Raw genomic sequence first — 20991 nt, forward strand, 5'->3', positions numbered from 1 at the left:
AAGCCCTCCTCCGCACTAAGCGAGAGAGGGCTTTGCTATGTCTATGCCAGGTCGAGCCGCTTACAGGCGTATCCCATCTTAATATGCTTATTTGCTCCTGATATGTTGTCGGGTCTTTTACCACTTTTTCCATGGCTTTCGGTATCGTCCTCTTCTTCAGTATCAGTCTTCCCCTTTTCCAAGCGGCGATAAGACTTCGATTCGATTGTGGGAAAAGGCGATACATTGACAGCAGCAAGCTCAGTTCGCAAATCAGCTTGGGATTCTAAGCATCCTGCATCCAGTAACGCGACGAGCGTTCTCTTTGCTAACTCACGAATAAGGACATGGGGGTCTCCGGTAAAGGCCAGCTTAAGCAAAAAGTCTCCATAAGGGGCAACGCGATTTGGATACTCTTTGGCGGCACGGGCCAAAGCGAATAAAAGCCATTGGCGGGCATGCAGCTCATAAAAATACAGATGAGCGTCGTAAAAAGCACCGGCTGAGGCACCCTTGGCCAGTAGCATAAGGTGACTGAGAATTTTTTCGTTTCCCAGGTTGCATAGCCCTCGAACCACATGAGCGGCTTCCCAACGCAAACTTGCCTGGGGGGCTGCAAGACAACTCCAGATGTAACCGGCGACTGAACCTTCAATTTCAGTAGGCGGTTGAAATTTAGATGCCCATGGGCCATCACCATCGGTATCTTCAAGAAGAGGCTCGAAAAGATCGAGTCCGAAGGAGAGCGCTTCCAGCGCTTCCTCTTTCGTCAATTTTGTTGCAAGGAGTCCTACCAATGTAAACAGACGGCCTGCATCAGCGACTTCGGCCACTTCACCAATAGCAGTCAAGACTTCATCAATAACCTCTTCTTCAGGAATTCCTGCTGACTGGCAAGCACTCTTTAACGGAAGCTCTTCATAGTACCGACTTTTTGTAATAGACATGCAGAATCGACGACAAAATGCTTTCAAGGTTTTGGCAATGGCAGATGTGACGGCAAGCCTACCTTTCCATTTCTCCGGAAGCCGTTCAAGAAGAATGCGTAAACGATAAAGGTCAAATTCAGTTACATCTGAAATAGCAACGATAAATTCAGCCTCTTTGCCAACTTGTACATGACGGCAGGCTTCTTCAAAAAATCGATCATGATAATACGGTGGCTCGACATCTTTGAACCGATGATATGCTTTTGAAATATCATTGGCGCTGCTTAAGTCAATGCCCTCAAAGAGTTTGTCCCAGTCACGCGCATCTTTGCTTTCACGGATAGCAGCATAATCCATGCCATGGCTATTCTTTGGTTTACTGGATTGCTCCTCTCGTTCGCACAAAGTGATACGTTCATCAAGTTCAGGAAGTATTATGCCGTGCTTGCCTATGATATCCTTAAATTCCCGCCATCTATCAGCGCTTTGCCAGTTCAGCGTCATGTATCGATAGGTAAAATCTATGATATTTTCCTTTTCGGCTTTGCTTGCACAGGTCATCAAAGCGCTCTTGAGCAGGAAGGGCTCGTTCCATTCAGCGCGAAAACAGGTTAATACCAGAGCGTTTTTGGGCTCAAGGTCACCGCGTGCGACCAGAAAGTTGACTGCAAAGGGCAATAACCGTTCCACCGACCCAAAATCCCGATCCCGCCAACGGCTGATAATTGCCAGGGAAGACTTCCCGCATAACCCGGATATCGCTTTGACAGTAGCCCGCCAATCAAAATACTTATCCCGGACGACATAAGCATAGGTTAATTCTGCACAACGGGCAAGCCGATATGCAATCAGCGGCTCCGAGTTGTCCTTGGAGGCAGCATGGCCAGCCAATTCCAAGAGCGCCCCCCATCGTTCCAGGTTCTCATCGCCAATCTTGCCGGCAACTTCCACCGCTTGATTGAAATAAGCGATTGCATCTGAGCTGCTTACCGTCAAGACTGCTCTTGCCAGTTTGACATAACTGTCCGCTTTGGACTCTGCGTCTTCGCGTTCATTTTGGACTATACCAAAGGCTTTGCCGGCATAAACCAAGGCCCGTGCTGCCAACGATGGAAATCGCGCCGCCGATCGTGCAAGGTAGGTAAGTGTTGTCGTAAATAACGGGCGTTTAAGGCTGGCGATCCATTGGTCAAATAGCTCAACCGATGCGGCGTCAGTTCTTTCCGCTGTCACCAGGATATCAAACCAGACCCGAGCCATTTCATCCGATGTATTTGATTCCTCCCAGTAATTGATCCCCTTTGCTTTGGCCGACTCGTCTTTGGTTTGGGCGATAGCTTCCGTAAGATCCGCAGATGTTTGACCCACAAAGACCGCCGCCCACAAACGATGCCAGGGGAGAAGTGAGCCGACATATTCTTTAAATTCCCGCGTTTCCTGAGATTCGGAGTAAGGTTTTGATTCTTCCAATTTTTTGCGTAATTCATCGTGTGCCAAATCAATTAAATTTAGGTCTTGATTGCCCAGAGCCGATCGTAAGGCGTATGCTCGAAGCAGATGAGGCCTCTGGCTGTCAAAGCGTGAGGAAAGACCCCTGGGGGGCGATACCGGTAGGTAGTTTGTCAGAATTGAGATCAGTTCTTCGGCTGTACCAGTAGATAGTCTATGTGCAGCCTCTACAAACGCAGTAACTGCTCGTATAGTGGTTCCTTCATAATCCCAGTGACTGCCGTCGCTAAATTTAGTGCGCGATTTAATCATTAGGCGAAACAAGCGTTCCACCACATTTTTGGGTGGTATTCTATGAACCTCTCGTAATTCCAGTGCAATGGCGAGCATAAGATGCAGGTTTTTTCCTGCAGCCAGCGCAAGCTCATCGAGTTCTTGATAGCGACCATGATCAATGAACTGTTTGGCTAACAATCTTCCAACGCGAAATGAAACTTCGCGTGGTTTCCATCCTCCGATTTCGCGTGCGCAGGTTTTGGGACCATGGATATTGAAAGAGGCTGTCGCTATTTCAAGAATATCCTGATCCAACACTTCTTCCCGTTTCCGTTCCTCAGCAGGCAACCGGCTCCAATTTCCCAGCCATTCGTAGGTCATCCGCAGCCTGGAACGGGCATCACCCAGCAATTCACTCCGTCCGGAAAGCAGCGCCGCTTCATAGGCATGGTGGGATCCAATCCACCCTGAACCAAACGTCCTTCGTGAAACAAGTTCTTGAATACGGTCGGTTTCCAAAAAGTCTGCGGCTAGGTCTGTATTTGCTTGTAGCAACTTGCGCTGCCGTTCATCACCAGCGCTTTCCCCACCAGCCTTCAACGCCAGTTTTGCTGCATCGGTAAATCTTTTCGCACGTAGGCTCGCTTTAAGGGCAAATTGAAGACGCTGCAATTCAATATCACGTCTCTCAATTGGACTGGTACTTGGCAGTGCGTCTGAGGATAAAGCAAGGGCCACAAGATCTGCGATATGCCCTGCCTCCAGCATTAGCTGAGGTAACACGGAAGCAACATAAGTACTGCTTGATGCAAGCGGCTTCAGACTTGCCACAAAAGCCGCCCAATCGCCTGCCGTTGGCTTAAACCTTTCTCTGAACCAGGTTTCGGCGGGCTCATCAAAAAATTGAATGGTATTGCCTGTTACGACGAGAGGCCGCCCCAGATCGTAGGCAAAACTCTTTATTGCCGTCTCATCAACCCCGGATATGGACGCCAAAACAGCTATTGGAATCAAGGGACGCAAAGCCGCCAATCCTGCGCATATTTTATTTATTTGTTTCTCTTCAACACGTCCTGCTGAATCACGTAATCTTACGATAGAGCTATCGAGCAAGTTTCCGATTGTATCATCGACAGTGGTAGGATTGGGCCCAAGGGAACGAAGAATCTCGCTCAAAGAAACTTTTTGTGTAAGCGCAAGCGCCTGAACACGGGGATTCTGAGAACTCAAACTGTGGAATTCGTCCACATCTTGATCCGTGGCGTCAGGGAAAGCATTCCGCAAATATGCAGCAGTTTCGGTTCGGCTGAAAGGTTTGAGTTCGAGTGGTAATGCCTCGGGAGGGGGATTAAGATATTCCTGTCGATGCGTTCTGCATAAAGCAATTAAACGAACACCTTCCGGGAGTTTCTCTCTGATTAAATCACGCACGAAGGAACGCGCTTCGCCGGCTTCCTCAGCCGCCATTTGCGCATTGTCGGCGGCATCGATAATGATGCAAAGAATCGCTTGTGGATTCTTTGACCTAAGCGAAGTGATGCTTTGACCCAGACGATAAAGAAAAGCCCTCACATAGGCTGATGGTTCAACATAGGGACTGGGGATGAGCGGGTGGCACAATCCCGCAGAGGCCAACTCATTGGCAATCTGAACGAGCGCATCCTTATGGCGATGGCGATAACCGCTGGCGCTGCGGTACTGACCGTTGCCAAAACAGTCATACAGAACACTTGAGGAGCCCTCTGGCAATCCTAGCTTGATGCGCGATGCGAAAACCGACTTTCCCACTCCGCCGGCAGCATGAATGATGATAGGAATACCGCTTGTCTCTATGATTGTTTGAAAGAACTCTGCTTCCTGCTCTCGCGGCACCACATTTTCAATGTCTTTGATAAGGCATGGTGCGGGAAACAGACGATCCTCGAACGTTTTGAGCGCACGCAGCACATCCGATTTCGTTATAGTCGGGTTATCGGCGCTTGAGGAAAGTGCTTTTCTGGTTACTAACTCCTTCAATTGAACGGGTGCATCAACATCGGCATCAACCAAGTAATAACTAATATCTTGGGCTAATAGATTATGTTGATCCCATAACCCCTCCTGATCTCCTTCGAGACGCAGCCGTTTACAGAAGCTTGTGAGTGCCGCCCCACTAAGACCCGTGAATTGCTTCAGTTTCACCAGGTTGCCGGGATGCCGCGCTTGAGCGCCTTCAGCCGCATCATGCATAGCTTCTAAAAAATCGGCACTGATTGGGCGGTTTGAGACAAACCAAAACTCTAATTTGCTATCTAAGCCCTCTATTTGAAGATGTTGTTGAAGTGCTTTATATCGCTCGGCAAATTTCTTAAGTGTTCTTTCCAGCTCACTTGGTGTCCAAGCTGTATTTGTTCTTACTGTTGAATGTTTGACTTGAATATACCGGACAAGTGTTGCTTCTTCAAGATTTTCACTCCCATAATATTCGCCGACGTCGATCAGTTCTTCACCAGCCGCAATATGCGTTTCCCCATCTATTTCAGATAAAGACGGTCCCTCAATTGTAATCGCTTTCAAGTTGGAGGTGGGTGAAAGGAGAAATAGGCAGCGACGAGCAGCCCACAAATAGTGGAATTGATCACCGTCTCTGCTTGCACGGACCAAATCGGTATTGGACATTAGAAAAGTCACCTACCCGAAAAATTTTTCACTAAAAGATGGCGCGCAGGTTTGGGTTATACATTTATATTTTGATAGCATTGTACACCATGATATTCTACATTTTTCCGTACAATCCTTGTATTAAAAAACAACAGCGTTTCACATGTAAAGCTAACGGCAGACAGAAGGTCCTCAGTCTTGAATATAGAGTATTTGCCGCATTGGCCACTAGTGCTTATATTTTACGACAAAAAACGGCTTCTGACTTCCGTCAGTCGCCGTCTTTTGTTATTTTCTTAGCTGTCTAACTGCGACAGCCTCTTCAAGTTGCATATATTGAAAGAGTAAGTAATTCGAGCTAAAAATACAATGTAATTTTTAATCATAATTGCAAATTATTTGGTGGAGGCGAGGGGAATTGCACCCCTGTATCGAAGAGCTGCCACAAAAGCGTCTACGCGTGTAGCCTTCTCTTTAAAATTCGCCTCTTGGTCTCCAGAAGGCAGGATCCTTCCGAGGCTATCTCGATAATCTTAGCTAATGACTCCGAGAATTGTCATTAGAGCAGTCCTACTAATTTGACACCCTGGCCCTTCACCGTAGGCCTTGAAGGCAGGATGTTAGAGCCCTTAGGCTGCTAAAGCGTAATTTTCGTTGTTAACTATTGTTGTCCACCGTTTAACGAGACCAGGTGGAATCTCGACGCGCAACTCTTGCCACCGCTTCCCCGAGCGAGTCTAAAACGCCCCCTTGTTTAATGTCACAATCATAGTATATCATTTTTTTGCGTAATTGATAGCGGAACATCTTACTTTTATAGCTTTTCTTTAGATGTTTTTGATAATTATTCCAAAAAACTTGTATATCATTCATTATTTAATTTTTTATCTCTATAGAATTGCTATTTTTAATTCCGGATAGATTTTTGCATAGTAAAGATTATTGTTATCAATCGGAGGGCAAATTATTCCTTACGAAATAGACCCTCGATCTTACCCTTGAACTCTCCTGCCTTATTCTCAATCTTATCGGCTATCTCCTCGGCTTTATCCCCAACTTTATCCTTTAGCCCCTCAGCCCGCTCTGCAATATCTTCCAACTTTTCTTCAATGACATCCTTTAGTTCTACTGCCCGATCCGCAATAACCTCTGCTTTGTCTTCAGCCAGATCCTTTAATTCTTCCACCTTGGCCTTCACTTCGGCACTATCTAAAAATTCCTCCGTTTTTCTCACAGCTTCATTAACCACTTCTTTCGCTGTCCCTACGGCTTTATTAAGGTTTTCTTTTAGGCTATCCACACTAAAACCTCCCTTTAATTGCCATGATCCCTATATATATATTCCATCTTTTCACAATTATAGCATGGAAGCTTGCTAGCTAAAAGCCAGAAAAATATATTCTTGACGGCATGACACAGCCGTCATATTATTTAGATGACACTAGTGTCATATTTTTTAAAGTTCAACATATTGAGTTTAGAAAGAAAGGGGTAAGAGACCTTGCCTACTCAAACATTCTTTAATCTTCCAAACGAAAAAAGGGAGCGGATAATCGAAGCAGCTATCCAAGAGTTTGCCGCATATCCCTTTGCTCAAGCAAGTATCGCCAGGATAATTGAGCAGGCAGAAATCCCGCGCGGAAGCTTTTACCAATATTTCAAAAACCTTAAGGATTTATATAAGTATGTTTTTAATTTGGCGGTAGAAAAAAAGCTCCAGTACTTCGAGGATAGAGTTCCGGATCTGCACGGTGATGGCTTTGACTTCTTCTCTACCCTGCATAGACTTTTTGTGGTGGGAATCGAGTTTGCCCGCGAACACCCAGAACTTTTAGCACTGGGAGATAGGTTTATTAAAGATAATAATCTACAACTTCGTGAAGAAGTGCTTGCTGAGCAAAACCCCAAATCTCTAAATATCTATGGGGAAATGTTGCGCAAAGGCTATGAGTTGGGGCAGCTAGACCCAACTACAGATTTCACCGCTGCCCTCCTTACCATGCAAGCTTTACACACCGCTTTTACAGACGCTTACCTGGCCCTTGGCTTAGATAGTAAAGAGGCGATCTTAGCAGATAGCAGTTACCTAGACTTAGTTGATAAGATTCTTTACCTCTTTGCCCAGGGTCTAAAGAAAAAGGGCACTACGGGTGGGTAAGGGCGGAGTTGAAAAACATAGTAAAGTAACCTGAATGTGATTTGTATAAAGAGCAGAGTACGACAAATAAAGCAAAATTTGCGTGAGACTCGAGGAGGCGGCGTAATAATGATTCTGCTGGAAGCTAAAAAAGTCCGCAAAGTATACCAAACCGGGGAAATTGAATTAGAAGTGCTAAAAGGACTTGATTTTCAAATTCTGGCCGGGGAATTTATCGTTATCCTTGGGCAGAGCGGTTCCGGTAAAACGACCCTTCTCAATATTATCGGCGGGATGACTCCTCCCACTTCAGGTGAACTTTACTACCAAGAACACCCTCTTCATGATATGGACGATAAGGGATTAACCCTTTATCGCCGCAATGCAGTGGGGTTTGTTTTTCAACATTATAATTTAATGCCTAACCTAACAGCCTCGGAAAATGTAAGGCTGGCCGCAGAGATTGCCGTGGATCCTTTGTCCGTGGAAGAAGTGCTTCAGGATGTGGGACTGGAGGCTTGGGCAGCGCATTTTCCTTCCCAACTTTCCGGGGGACAGCAACAGCGGGTGGCAATTGCACGAGCAATTGTCAAAAATCCAGATTTGCTCCTTTGTGACGAACCTACCGGAGCCTTGGATATAGAGACCGGAATCCAAGTTTTAAAAGCCTTGCTTAAACTCAACCAGGAGTACCACAAAACCATCATCGTCATTACCCATAATGCCGAAATAGCTAAGATGGCTCATCGTGTATTTTATCTTAAGGATGGCAGGCTAGAGAAAGTCCAAGTCAACGAGCAACCTCTAGAACCGGAGGAACTAGTATGGTAGTGCTACGCAAGAAGCTGCTTAGAGAAATCAAAGAGAACAAAGGCGTTTACCTTGCTTGCATTGTGGTCATTATGATTGGCCTGCTCACCTATACCTCTATGTCCATTGTCTTAGAAAATCTTGAGGGAGCCCAGAGTCGTTTTTACGAAGAAACCGGTTTTGCCGATGGTTTTATTAAACTCAACGGTTACCCTGAGGGCAAAATATCAGCCCTGGCTAATCTACCAGGGTTAGCAAAAGTCGAAGGGCGGATCGTAAAAGATGCACGGCTCTTCGAAGAAGCTCCCGAGAGCAATCGTTATTTACGCTTGGTCTCGAGGAATACATCAAGCCAACCGGAGCTGAACCAAATTCAGCTCTTCAGCGGTCGTCTTCCGGAGGATAACAAGCTGGAGATCCTTGTCGATCCGAAATTTTTTACAGCTAATTCCCTATCCTTAGGAGATACATTAACCTTGATACTTGAAGGTAAACGCTCCACTTTTACCGTGGTCGGAACTGCCCAGAGTCCGGAGTTTATCTATGCTTTGCGTTCGGCCCAAGAACTCTATCCTGACCCCGAAACCTTTGGCATCGCCTATGTGCCCCAAAGCTCCCTTAAGACTTTGGTGAAAGAAGCGGGGCAGGTCAATGATATCGTTTTTACCTTGGAGCCGGGGGCTAGTTTTGATGATAGTAAAGAACAATTAGAAACAAAACTTAAGCCCTATGGGCTGCAAAGTATATTCCCTCGTAGAGACCAGAGCAGCCATGCTATCCTCGAAGGGGAGCTAAGCTCCCTACGCAGCACCGCCAAAGCCTTGCCCCTCGTTTTCCTAGCAGTTTCTAGCATCATTCTCTACACGATGCTGCGGCGGCTAATTGAACAGCAACGGGTGAATATCGGAACCTTAAAGGCCTTTGGTTTTATGAATCGAGAGATAATACTTCACTATTTATCCTATCCCCTTTTTATCGGCGGCGTCGGAGGACTTCTTGGCGGATTGGCCGGTATCGCCCTTTCTTTTCCTTTAACCTCTCTCTATGAGGAGTTTTTCGCTTTACCCGGTCTGGAAAGCAGCTTTTCTTGGAAATATCTTTTCTTAGGGATGGCCCTTTCCTTGGCTTTTAGTCTACTCAGCGGTGTTAAGAGCAGCTTAGATATACTGCGCTTGGAACCTGCCGAAGCCATGCGTCCGGCTGCTCCCAGTGCCTCAGGCAAAATACCCTTGGAGAAGGTTTGGTTATGGAAGGATTTATCTTCCCAAAGTCAGATGGGAATTCGCAATGTTTTCCGCTCCCCTGTGCGCAGTATTTTTACGATTATCGGTATGGCAGTAATATTTAGCCTAATGACTGTCTCCTGGTCTATGAATAACATGATCGATAAACTCACAACGTTTCAATTTATAGAAGTTCAAACCTATGACGTGAAGATTTCTCTGAATAATCCAGGGGCTTCACGCTCCATTCAATATACCTTGGCTCATGAACCGGGAATAGCGAAGGTAGAACCTCTCTTAGAAATCCCTGCCACACTTCAAAATCAATGGCATAAAAAAGAAACAGCGGTGCTTGGCATAACCCAGGATTCAACTTTATATAATGTCCTGAATCAAAAAGGTGAAAAAGTACCTATTTCCAAAGACGGAATCTTACTCTCAGAACGTTTAGCCAACCTTCTCCAAGTAGGGATAGGAGATACTATCCAAGTAGATAGCCCTTTGCGCCGTGAGTTTAATGCAAAACAAAAGGAGACGTTGATAGTGCGGGGGATTATTCCCCAATATGTAGGGCTTAATGCCTTTATGGAAATCGGGGCTTTACAGGATTTTCTCCAGCAAGGTAAAATTGCTACCTCGATGCTCATCGAGATGGATACCGCAGGCATTCCCGCCCTTAAGAGCAAATATCGCGATGCCGGCCAAGTGGGAAACATTGAATCTGTCCAAGAAAGCGCGGCCAAAATTGAGGAAATGATCGGCTCCTATGGCTTTACCATCTATTTTCTCGCGGTATTAGCCGGAATCGCCGGTTTCGCTTTAATCTACAACTCCAGTATCATCTCCCTCTCCGAGCGGCAAAGAGAGCTAGCCTCCTTACGAGTGTTGGGAATGACACCGCAAGAAGTCTTGAAAGTCATTACCTCCGAACAATGGTTATTAACTCTCTTAGGAGTGCTCTTAGGTATACCACTTTCCTTTGGCCTTTTGGAAGCTATGGGACAGTCCATGAGTTCAGACCTCTACTCTCTTCCGACAGAGATTCCGCTAACTGCTCTGTTAGGGGCGGTAGTTGGAACAGCGCTTTCGGTGTGGATTGCGCAAACCCATGCCTATCGAAAAATTAAGACACTGCCTTTTGTAGAGATTCTGGCAACTAAAGAGTAAGAGTAAATATATTGAGGAGGTAATCCTATGCTTGAACGTCCCTCCCTCTCGAAAAACTTTCCCTTTTCATTGCTTAGGAAAAACCCTAACAACAAAGCTAAGAAACCTAACTCCAAAAAATCAAAACGAAAAAAGGCCCTGATCTATGGAATTATCGCTATACTCGTTCTTGCCGCGGTCGCCTTTTCCAGCTTCAAGCCCCTTGAAGGGACTGTTATGACAATCCAGCCTAAAGAATTTGTAAAAGGGTTCACCGAGGAGGGGCAAGTTTTAGCTGCCAAGGAGTGGCCGCTCTATACTTCATTGCACGCTAAAATTACCGCACTCCCAGTCCAAAATGGTGATCAGGTTAAGAAAGGGCAAGCTCTTCTACAGTTGGATACCCAAGACTTGACTTATCAGCTGGAGGCTTTGCAAGCACAGCGAAAGAGCGTGGAAGGGCAACGCCTCCAAGCCTACAGTGACCCCTATCAGGCCTTGATAAAGCAGCAAAACCTGCTGATTGCACAAGCAGAGAAGGACAATTTGACTCAAGAACAGAATCTCACCCGCCAGAAGGCTCTTTATGAAGCCGGGGCACTTTCCCTGGTTCAATACGAAGAAGCCCAACTACAGGCGGAAAAGGCTAAGAATTTCTTAGAGCAACAAAAGGCTGCCCTAGAATTGATTTATGAGCAACATAAGCCTCAACAAGGCACTGAGCAATTATTCAGCGGTCAAATAGAAGCCCTCAACGCGCAAATCGCCCAACTGGAGGGTCAGATTGACCAAAGTCGCGTGGTTGCGCCGGAGGATGGTTTGGTCAAAGACTTGAACCTCAAGCAAGGTGAATGGGTTACTCCGGGGCAGCTTTTACTGAATCTCTTTCAAAACTCTGCTTATAAGGTTGAAAGTTTTATTTTAGCTAGTGAAGCAGCAGCTATCAAGCCAGGAGACTCAGTAGAAGTCCTTCAAGATAGCAGCATCGGAGAGCAAGTTCTATCCGGGCAAGTGGAAAGTATTGACCCTTCTGCAGTAGAACGCATCTCCCCCCTGGGACTTAAAGAGAATAGAGTTAAGGTAACCATTCTTTTGTCCAGCGAATCTCCCTTGATTATCGGCAGCACTCTGGATGTGCGCTTCACAACCCATCGTGAAGCGGATCAGATCATGGTACCCAAGACAGCCCTCTTCCCTTACGCCGATGGCGAAGCAGTTTGGGTGCTTCGAGAGGGAAAAGCCCAAATTCAACCGGTGGTAAAAGGAATGGAAAATGACCGGGAAGTCATTATCCTTGAAGGGCTTATCGGCGGGGATCAGGTTCTTCTTGATACAGATTTGCCTGGTCTTAAAGAAGGGAAAGCTATCAAAGTCTTATAGCCAAAAATAAATTAATAGCCCGCCGCGTCTTTATCAATCAATTGACGCTACGGGCTATTTGTTTGATCAGATTTGTATCTAGTATGTATTAACCTAACTTAAAAAAATTAAGTTTTTTCTTTTAGTCCTGACAAGATTGCTGGTTTCGATGGCATTGGATGATTACCTAGAACAAAAACAAACACATCTTCTTGGGGATCATAGGCTGAAAAGTACCAATCTAAGTTATGAAGGGATTTGTTCTCTATTAGTGTGTGCCAGGTTCCCTTGACCAGGTCATAATAGCCAATCTTTGCGGTCTTGGGATTGTAGTCTTCATCCAAGGCTGTTTCAAGGGTGAACAACTTCTGCTGATCCTTGCCTTGGAAATATCTTAAATTCCTGTCTTGAGGAACATCCTTAACGAGACGGGTTTCTTCATTAGTATTGATATTCCGGATGACTGGGTTTTCGTACCCCGCAAAAGGAGCGCCCATACTGTAAATATGGGTATCGTCATACCATTTGACATAGGTGGTTTCTTCTTGATCCGCTGCAAAATAGCGATGATCTGAACCATCTAAGGCAATTGTCCCTGTTCCCACTAACCATTCATAACCGCACATACGATATAGGATGCGGCTGGAATCCGGGGAAAGTACCGGATAACGTGGAGCCTGCGAGTCCATACCATTAGAATCTGTTCCGATCTTGGCAGGAACAATAATTTTGCCCTTTTGAAAATTGCCGTCATAGACTGCTAGGCCCTTTTTACCAGCAAAGAGAATGGTCCTACCATCGGGAGTAATATCTATGTCATCTATACTAACATCCTTCTCCGGGTAATCCATTGCTTTGATGGTTCTGAAGTCTTCTCGGTTGACGATCAACATCTTATCTTTAAGCATTACAGCAATTTGATTATTTTGAAGGGACTTAACTCGTATGGGTAAATAGTCATCCCTAGTGGATATCCCAGTATAAAAATCCGAACCTGTTTTAAGATCGTAGACATAGGCACGAATTTCTAATTCATTTTTAAAAACGATTAGAGTTTTCCCCTGGCCTAAGCTAAAAACTTGAAGGGCATGTTCAAAGCCGTCTTTTAAGGCCTGTTCAGCTTGAAGGTAAAAGATCGAAGGCTTGCTGGGTTGGGCCTCGCCAGCCCGCCATATTGGATAATCGATCTGACGTATTTGGGCCAGGGTCTCTCCCTTTAAGGTCCGATAATCTCTTTTCTCCAGCCCAGCTTGTTTTTTAGGATAGGTTACTCCACCCAAGATCTTATCCTCATAAAAATACACTTCGGCAAGACGATCATTTTCCAGCTGAAAAGCTACGGTTCGCAGATCGACTGGTCCATAGGCCTTTTTCGCAGAAGCCTTTTGGATTGATTTATCCAAAAATGCATCAAGGATCGTTGCTTCCTGTTTAGTAGCTAAATCCTCCCAGGTTATCGTTCTTTCATCACCCTCAGGGGATTGGGTAATGGGATCAAGGAGAATTAACCCTGCTTCTAGGAGATATTTCTTGGCCACTTCGATTTTGCCTTCATAAACCTTGTCCTCTACCGGATTCGCAGTCCCTTCTTGCCTATCTTCGCTAGTCTGTTGTTGCTCCCCAGGGGGAAGTGTTTTTTGTAGTTGGCCGCAAGCAGTTAAAGCGACTGTGAGAATGCCAACAACAAAAAGAAGTAAAAGGAAGCGTTCTACGAGCATCAATTTCTTTAGATTTCCTCCCATGAAGGACCCCTCCTTTAACATTTGGGCAATAGCCAAAAGACCCTAATCTTCTCATAATGTTAGTCGGTTAATCCATGACCTGCCTGACAGCTTTTTTCCAGCCTTGATAATAGTTCTCCTTAAGTTCCTTATTCATCTGGGGTTTAAAGGAGCGGTCAATCCTTGCCTTTCCCCTTAACTCCTCTTTATCACTCCAAAAACCCGTAGCTAGACCGGCTAGATACGCGGCTCCTAAGGCCGTGGTTTCAATGCAATGAGGCCTTTCCACCTCTACGCCAAGAATATCTGCTTGGAATTGCATAAGGAGATTATTGGCTACCGCACCCCCATCGACTTTGAGAAGCTGGAGTGGTAATTTAGAATCAGCTTCCATAGCCTCCAAGATGTCCTTCGTCTGATAGGCCATGGATTCGAGCGCAGCGCGGATGATATGGTTTTTATTGCTGCCCCGGGTGAGTCCTACAATCGCCCCCCGAGCATCCATATCCCAGTAAGGAGCACCTAGTCCTGTAAAGGCAGGCACCACATAGACCCCACCATTATCGGGAACCTTTGCAGCGAAATATTCGGAATCCGCCGCGGTTTCGATTAGCTTTAGTTCATCTCGCAGCCACTGAATTACAGCTCCGGCGATAAATACACTTCCCTCTAAGGCATAGACAACTTTATTATCGATTCCCCAGGCGATGGTACTTACAAGACCATGCTGAGATGCATAGACTTCTTCCCCGGTATTAAGAAGCATGAAGCAGCCGGTTCCGTAGGTGTTTTTCGCCATCCCCGGTTCAAAGCAAGCCTGACCAAATAAGGCCGCCTGCTGATCTCCGGCGATTCCAGCGATAGGTATTTGATAACCAAAGAAACCTTCAGGGGCAGTTTCTCCGTAGATAAAACTAGAAGGTTTAACCTCGGGGAGCATCTTAGCGGGAATATTGAGCACTCGGAGTAGCTCTGTGTCCCATTGTAGAGTATTAATATTATAGAGCAGTGTCCGCGAAGCATTGGAATAATCGGTCACATGAATCCGGCCCTTGGTCAGTTTCCAAACCAACCAGGTATCCATGGTGCCAAATAGTAAGTCTCCTTGCTCGGCTTTTTCTTGGGCCCCGGGCACATGATCAAGAAGCCAGCGAATTTTAGTCCCTGAAAAATAAGCGTCAAGTACTAAGCCCGTCTTTTCCTTAAACATAAGCTCTAGTCCCTTGGTCTTTAACTCATCACAGATAGGGGCTGTTCTCCGGCACTGCCAAACTATAGCATTGGCAATGGGTTTTCCCGTATGCTTATCCCATACCACTGTGGTCTCCCGCTGATTGGTAATCCCGATTCCGGAAATCTCTTCGATGTTTACTTGGTAACGAGCCAGTAACTCAGCGACGACTCCATATTGGGTGCTCCAAATTTCCTCCGGATCATGTTCTACCCAGCCGGGGTGAGGATAAATCTGGGTAAATTCTTTTTGGGCTACACCTACGATATGGCTTTCCTGATCAAAGAGGATAGCTCGACAACTGGTAGTTCCCTGATCTAGGGCAAGAATATATTTTTTCATCAACCTCGCCTCACTGTTTAAGAAATATTTCCAGCTTCTCCTTTCTTTATATCATGTGCATAGAAGTTTTTAAAGTGGCAAGCTTATACTTCCTGAATAGCAAACAAAAGAAGGGCTTTGCCCCCCTTTACTTTTTGCCATTATTTATTCACGAGTGAAACAAGGAACCTGTCCCCTTGTTTCAAAAGATTTGTTGGTAGCGGTCAAAGGCACGGATTGCTGTAAGAGCTGTGCTGATGGGCTCTTCGTAGTCCCAGCCCTTGGCATAGATGGCACGATAAGAGGGTTTAAAAGATCCGTTAGCACTCTGAGACTCGATAAGATTTTTAATTCCTTTATCGATCACTTCCCTAGGGGCGGCTTTCCCATACCGGAGCAGTCCGGACAAAGCCAATCCTGTCTCTACCGTTGAGCCCCACCCCCCGTCCTTTTTCTGGGATTTTAGAATATATTCATACGCCTTCTGACGTGCCTCCATGACTGCCCTCGTTAGATATAGCTGTTGCCAGCTGAACTTCCATTTCCCAAATAATTCGAGAGCTTGGGCAGTTCCATAGATAGACCCTTCGTACCAGGAGGCCGGAAACGCTCCTTCACTATCCTGCTGGCCTAAGAGCCAATTAAAGCCCCGATAAACTGCTTCCTCTTGAGATCGGGAGCGTCGCCATAAGACTTCTAAAGCGTGAATAGTTACATCGGCACTGGCAATATAGACAGGGAATTCAGCCGTGATTTGGGGTGGCTGGCCTTGGAAGTTAGGGAATGTTCCCCAACTCCCATCCTCATTTTGCAACTTTCTAAGCAGCTTAACACCAAGCGGATTTTCTACTCCAACTTGGTGCAAGCCAATTAAAGCTACCGCTGTATCATCTAAATCCGGATGAGTAAAAGGCGGGGTACTACCATAGCTACCATCGGCATTTTGTCCTTCTCTTAACCAAGTAATTCCTCGTTCCAACCAAGATGCGTTCCTTAACCTTTCAGGCCTTTCTCCATAAATACAAATTGCCCATCCCATTGCCCAGTTTTGCAATTGATCAAATGCCGGCCAGCCACCATTAGCATATTGCTTTGATACCAGCCAACGTCCTGCTCTTTGACATTGCTCCGAATAATTGCCTCCACGCATAACGGCAAGGATCGCTAAGCTAGTAGCAATGATATCCTCTGACCAGGAACCATCATTCATTTGTTTGTCAATGAGGAACCTAATTCCTTGATTAAGCCCTTCCTGGGAATCAGTGGCAAGGAGGGCGGCAGCTACAACTACCGGCCTTCCGTAAATCGGCAGTTTTGCTAGAACACGTTCTTCTAGAATATTGGGAATCAGAATCTCCTCAGGGGTTGGCCCTTCTAACCCAGGCACTACCCTTTGGCCTAAGGTTAAAATCATTTGGGAAAACTGTCTGGCCTGAGATAGAACCTGAAGCTTGGCAAGCCAACTTCCTTGACTACCCTGAAAAGCCAAGCGGGCAATCCTTGTGATCTCTTCATCGGGGGGACCACCGGGAACTTTACCCCAACCACCTTGGTAATTTCGTCTTAACCAGTGGATACCTCTCAGCTGGGGCCCATTAAATTCTCTACCCAGAGGGAGTAAAGCGAGAGAAGCCAAAGCTGTCGCCCCTGGGCTTGGGGATACACCATGATGCTCATCTAAATTATTAGCTAGGATCTGCTCCACACCTTGATTAACAAAATTTGAAGCATTCCTGAGACTTTCTTGCAGATCATTCCGAATATCCAATTTTTCACCTCCATCCATCTATATCCTATGCGGAAAACAGATTTGTGTTAGGTAAGAAAAGGATATAAAAAAGCACAGAGGTCCTCTGTGCAGAATCTTTAATATAACTTAATCGATTATTTTACTTACGTCCCTTCCACTATATAATATCCTTCTAACCTCCATAACATTTCCAATCACAACATAGTAAATTGTAAAGTTATCTATATAAATACGATAATAAGAATGTCTCCTACTCCTATTTGTCTTAAAAGGCTCAAAGGATAGTGGGCAGTTTAGCCTATTCAATATTGCTGCTTCAATCCTATTAAGGAGATTTAATGCTCCTTGGGGATTATGCAAGCGATATGCTATATAGTCAAGGATCTCATTCAAATCTTGCTCATAACCAGGGAGATATCTTAATGAATACCTACCTTCCAGCATCTATTCTTTTCCTCGCCCTTGAAAAGATCTCTTCATGGGTGTATCTCACCTCTGTGGACTCTGCTTCTCTATCTGCCTCATCGAGCTTAAGCTCAACATGGTCAGTTAGCTCAGCATATTTCTCAAGACTTAATACGACCATTGTCCCATAGCCATTCTTAGTTAGATATACAGGCTGTCCCTCTTTGACAACAATTTCTTCAATCTCAGGGAACTTATTTCTTAAATCGGAAACCGGCCTTATCTGAATCATAGATGCTCACTCCAATCCCAAGGAAAAAACTCTCGCATTCCTCTATCAATATTATATCTTAATTTTATCATCATCTCAATAGAACTAAATTTAGCCGCAAATATCTTTGTCTTGCTTTCGGTGTAATCTAATAACATCCCTGATCACCTTTTCTCGCTCTTCATCGTAAGCGTTAAAGGTACGAAGTGCATTTTCAACATCCTGATAAACTTTCCAGTACTTGCTGGCAAGGCAGGGCCCACCCCTGTTTTCAATAAAATTGATGACATCCGCCAGGGGATAGCCGAGAAATACACGTAACTCATGGGGGCAGCTTATTTCATAGCGCCTTTTCAAAATAGCTAGATAATCTTCTAAAGCCTTTGTTCCCCTATAGCCCAGCCCCTGAAGGAATTTTCTATTCTCGCTCACAGTTAAATACTCGGTTAAGGCCTTATATTTATAAAACAGGACAAATATCCGATCCTTTTTACGCTTAAGTTCATAGTAATGTACTCCCAAGTTATTACATATTTCATCTTTATAACTTTCCCAAAGGGCACAACTGTTGCGGTTGAGGTTGGTGAGGGCCATTAGTGAGGAAGGTTTTATTCCGGCTATAGTCGGGGCGGCGTAAAACTTAATTCTATAGAAAAGATGATCCTTATCATTAAGTTCATCCAATGCTTGGAGAAAATCAATAACCGATATTCTACTCATAAAAAATTCCTCCCTTGCCAAGTCCTTATGTAGCTCATTCTGCCCACGTAGGTTATTGTGCATTCTAACAAAAAAGGAACCCCTAAAGGCACGGTTTAATAGGGAAACTTGTTGAACCATACCCCAAACCGATACGGAAGAGCAAGAGAGGCGTTATACCGCAAAGGATAGCGCCTCTCTTTATATGCTGGTATAGCCTAAGTCGGATGTGCCTGATTCGTAATTCGCAGGTCTGTGATTGTTGATAAGGTAGGATAAATTAGTTATGATAAAGTGAAAACGAGGGCGGAAGTCCTGCCCTCACATATATGCTGGTGGCTCAATGGCAGAGCAGCGGTATCGTAAACCGCAGGTTGGAGGTTCAATTTCTCTCACCAGCTCCAATGAAAAAGAACGTGTAGTTTCAATGGCTACGCGTTTTTATTGCCCGTTATTTCATATTACGGTTTTGAATTTTTGTAATCGGGATACTCGGTTAAAGCTAATCCTTTTTCATAGCATAATTTTGTCGAATTGACTAACAAATATAACAAGTGTTATAATAAATGCGACATTAATCGAGGTGAATAAAATGGATTATCCTCAAATGATTAGAGAAATTCGTACATTATTGAATATTAGCCAGGAGGACTTGGCTCGTGAGTTGCATATTAGCTTTGCGACTGTTAACCGCTGGGAGAATGCAAAAGCTATGCCGAGTAAAATGGCACAACGAGCATTGATTGATTATTGTAAGCAGAATAAAGTCCTAACCCCTGTGCTTGATAAATACAGGTTATAAACGGAATGGACTTTATGTTGGGGGGAAGAAAGAGTGTCGACAAATATATCAAAACAAAAAAGAGATGACCTTGTGAATAAAATCAAGGCCATTCGTTCTTATATCGCCAGTGCCTATCAAGATGAAAATACCGGCAATCTTTTAACGTATCTAAGTGAACTGGAAAAAGAAATAAAGGCTAAAAAATATGGTCTTGTGTTCGAGGAACATCGTGAAGGTATTGATGAACTCTTAGACACGCATACCCCTGTGCTGACCGAGGAGTCAAATTTATTCATCGATAATGGCGGTCTGGTGAACTTTATAATTGAGGGAGACAACCTTGCTACATTGCAACTGCTCATTAAAACCCATCGCGGGAAGATAGATCTTATCTATATCGATCCACCTTATAATATGGGGAAAGACGATTTCGTATATGACGATAACTTTGTTGATAAAGAAGATGGCTTTCGACATAGCAAGTGGTTATCGTTTATGGAGCGGCGTCTATCTATCGCACGAAACCTACTCACGCCTAATGGCGTTCTGGTTATAAGCATTGGGTATCATGAACTAAATAACCTCATTCTGCTTTGTGAAAACCTGTTTTTGGGCAAGCAGGTTGTTACTGTAACCGTACAGACATCTGGTGGCAAACCTTCAGGGGGATTCAATTATTTGCAGGAATATCTTGTGTTTATAACACCGCAGGACTTTAAGCCCATGCCAACCAGCTTTGCAGGAGGCAATACAAATGCCCCATTCCACGGTATGAATCTTGCAACATTTGACCAAGTTCAGCGACCAAACCAAGCCTATCCTATATACATCAATAAAGAAACTGATCAGATCATCGGCTGTGGATTATCGCTGGCAGACCGAGTACGCAACGGAAGTTATACGGGCGAATTAAGAGATTTTGAATTTAACTATGAGGAAGCCCCGGAAGGTTGTGTAGCAATCTGGCCAGTGAGCAATAAAGGAATACCCTGTGTTTGGAGACTGATCGCCTCTCGCCTGATGAGTGATTTGGCAAAAGGCTACATAAAGGTTATTAAGCAGAAAGCATCGCGAAACAAGAATCAATATGCCATTCAGTATCTCGCAGCAGGTATTATAAAGAAAATTGAAAGCGGTGAGATACCTGTTGTGGGGAGAGAAACAAGCAATCAGACCATTATACTTGGTGATTATAAAAGCGAGGGCGTTGGCATTCCGACAATATGGACTGAAAAGGTTTTCTATACTGCAAAAGGAAGCAGTCAAATACTTAGTATTTTTGGTAACAAGAAATTTTCATATCCCAAACCGAAGGAGTTGGTTCAAGAGGTTATCCGGGCTTGTTGTGCTTCCGATTCAACGATACTCGACTTTTTTGCTGGTTCAGGCACAACGGGGCACTCTGTGATGGAATTGAATGCAGAGGGTGGCACTGAGCACCGCTTCATCCTCTGCACCAACAACGAAAACAATATCTGCCGCGACATAACTTACGAGCGCATAAAGCGTGTGATTGATAACGAAGGCTATTCTGCAAGATTGAAGTATTATAAAGTTGATTTTGTCCCCATCAACGAGCGCATGTATTATGAGTATGCTGATGAACTCTTGAGACATGTGCGGGAACTGGTAGAACTGGAAAACGGCATCAACTTTACGGGTAACGCAGAGCTTGCCATTGTGGTGACTGATGAAGAATTAGCCGGATTTATTCAGAATGTTAACGAATTTAAGAAATGCCATAAACTGTATCTTGGACATGATGTTATACTCAATGGAGAGCAGGAAGCCATATTAAAAGAACGCCGAATCCAAGTGAATGTAATTCCTGACTATTATTACAAAGAATTGGAGGGATGAA

Annotated in this window: 14 protein-coding genes, 1 tRNA gene and 1 other RNA gene; 7 read left to right on the plus strand and 9 right to left on the minus strand. The window is 44.8% G+C overall.

Annotation, left to right across the window (positions count from 1 at the left end; all coding sequences use genetic code 11):
• Positions 1–41: 41 nt before the first annotated feature.
• From AC1U9U_RS00800 to AC1U9U_RS00810, 3 genes are all read right to left on the minus strand, one after another.
• Entirely contained in the window at positions 42–5189 is a 5148-nt protein-coding gene (locus AC1U9U_RS00800) for an NACHT domain-containing protein (RefSeq protein ID WP_479958646.1), read from the minus strand.
• A gap of 484 nt (positions 5190–5673) precedes the next feature.
• Positions 5674–6023, minus strand: a transfer-messenger RNA (tmRNA) gene (ssrA, locus tag AC1U9U_RS00805).
• Between the two features lie 214 nt (positions 6024–6237).
• Entirely contained in the window at positions 6238–6573 is a 336-nt protein-coding gene (locus tag AC1U9U_RS00810; protein ID WP_479958647.1) for a mannosyltransferase, read from the minus strand.
• A gap of 201 nt (positions 6574–6774) precedes the next feature.
• Here AC1U9U_RS00810 and AC1U9U_RS00815 point away from each other — a divergent pair, with 201 nt between their 5' ends.
• The 4 genes from AC1U9U_RS00815 to AC1U9U_RS00830 all read left to right on the plus strand — a co-directional run bounded on the left by AC1U9U_RS00815 (position 6775) and on the right by AC1U9U_RS00830 (position 11969).
• A complete protein-coding gene (locus tag AC1U9U_RS00815) occupies positions 6775–7431 on the plus strand; it encodes a TetR/AcrR family transcriptional regulator (RefSeq protein WP_479958648.1) in 657 nt (218 codons plus the stop codon).
• 105 nt (positions 7432–7536) lie between these two features.
• On the plus strand, positions 7537–8241 hold the full coding sequence (locus AC1U9U_RS00820; RefSeq protein WP_479958674.1) for an ABC transporter ATP-binding protein: 705 nt from the start codon (positions 7537–7539) through the stop codon (positions 8239–8241).
• Positions 8235–10610: an ABC transporter permease gene (locus tag AC1U9U_RS00825; protein ID WP_479958649.1), complete on the plus strand. Its 2376-nt coding sequence runs from the start codon at positions 8235–8237 to the stop codon at positions 10608–10610. The genes AC1U9U_RS00820 and AC1U9U_RS00825 overlap by 7 nt, the downstream gene beginning before the upstream one ends.
• 27 nt (positions 10611–10637) lie before the next feature.
• On the plus strand, positions 10638–11969 hold the full coding sequence (locus AC1U9U_RS00830; RefSeq protein ID WP_479958650.1) for an efflux RND transporter periplasmic adaptor subunit: 1332 nt from the start codon (positions 10638–10640) through the stop codon (positions 11967–11969).
• 107 nt (positions 11970–12076) lie between these two features.
• On the opposite strand, the gene AC1U9U_RS00835 is transcribed toward AC1U9U_RS00830, so the two are convergent.
• The 6 genes from AC1U9U_RS00835 to AC1U9U_RS00860 all read right to left on the minus strand — a co-directional run bounded on the left by AC1U9U_RS00835 (position 12077) and on the right by AC1U9U_RS00860 (position 18367).
• Complete coding sequence (locus tag AC1U9U_RS00835) at positions 12077–13690, minus strand: hypothetical protein (RefSeq protein WP_479958651.1); 1614 nt, start codon at positions 13688–13690, stop codon at positions 12077–12079.
• A gap of 67 nt (positions 13691–13757) precedes the next feature.
• Positions 13758–15242 (minus strand): glycerol kinase GlpK, encoded by a 1485-nt coding sequence (gene glpK / locus AC1U9U_RS00840; RefSeq protein ID WP_479958652.1) that lies wholly within the window; start codon positions 15240–15242, stop codon positions 13758–13760.
• 181 nt (positions 15243–15423) lie between these two features.
• The gene (locus AC1U9U_RS00845; protein WP_479958653.1) at positions 15424–17007 is read right to left on the minus strand and encodes a prenyltransferase/squalene oxidase repeat-containing protein; all 1584 of its coding nucleotides are present in this window, start codon (positions 17005–17007) and stop codon (positions 15424–15426) included.
• 90 nt (positions 17008–17097) lie between these two features.
• The gene (locus AC1U9U_RS00850) at positions 17098–17415 is read right to left on the minus strand and encodes a type II toxin-antitoxin system RelE/ParE family toxin (protein WP_479958654.1); all 318 of its coding nucleotides are present in this window, start codon (positions 17413–17415) and stop codon (positions 17098–17100) included.
• Positions 17402–17668 carry a type II toxin-antitoxin system Phd/YefM family antitoxin gene (locus AC1U9U_RS00855; RefSeq protein WP_479958655.1) on the minus strand — a complete coding sequence of 89 codons (267 nt, stop codon included), beginning with the start codon at positions 17666–17668 and terminating at the stop codon, positions 17402–17404. Before AC1U9U_RS00855 ends, AC1U9U_RS00850 begins: the two co-directional genes overlap by 14 nt.
• Positions 17669–17758: 90 nt before the next feature.
• Positions 17759–18367, minus strand: a complete 609-nt coding sequence (locus AC1U9U_RS00860) for a DUF3793 family protein (RefSeq protein WP_479958656.1) — start codon at positions 18365–18367, stop codon at positions 17759–17761.
• A gap of 310 nt (positions 18368–18677) precedes the next feature.
• Here AC1U9U_RS00860 and AC1U9U_RS00865 point away from each other — a divergent pair.
• The 3 genes from AC1U9U_RS00865 (at position 18678) to AC1U9U_RS00875 (ending at position 20990) form a co-directional block, all read left to right on the plus strand.
• Positions 18678–18750: transfer RNA gene (locus AC1U9U_RS00865), tRNA-Thr, on the plus strand.
• 203 nt (positions 18751–18953) lie between these two features.
• Positions 18954–19148, plus strand: a complete 195-nt coding sequence (locus tag AC1U9U_RS00870) for a helix-turn-helix domain-containing protein (RefSeq protein ID WP_479958657.1) — start codon at positions 18954–18956, stop codon at positions 19146–19148.
• A 33-nt stretch (positions 19149–19181) separates the two neighbouring features.
• The gene (locus tag AC1U9U_RS00875) at positions 19182–20990 is read left to right on the plus strand and encodes a site-specific DNA-methyltransferase (RefSeq protein WP_479958658.1); all 1809 of its coding nucleotides are present in this window, start codon (positions 19182–19184) and stop codon (positions 20988–20990) included.
• Position 20991: the final 1 nt, after the last annotated feature.

Source organism: Desulfitobacterium sp. (assembly GCF_982384815.1).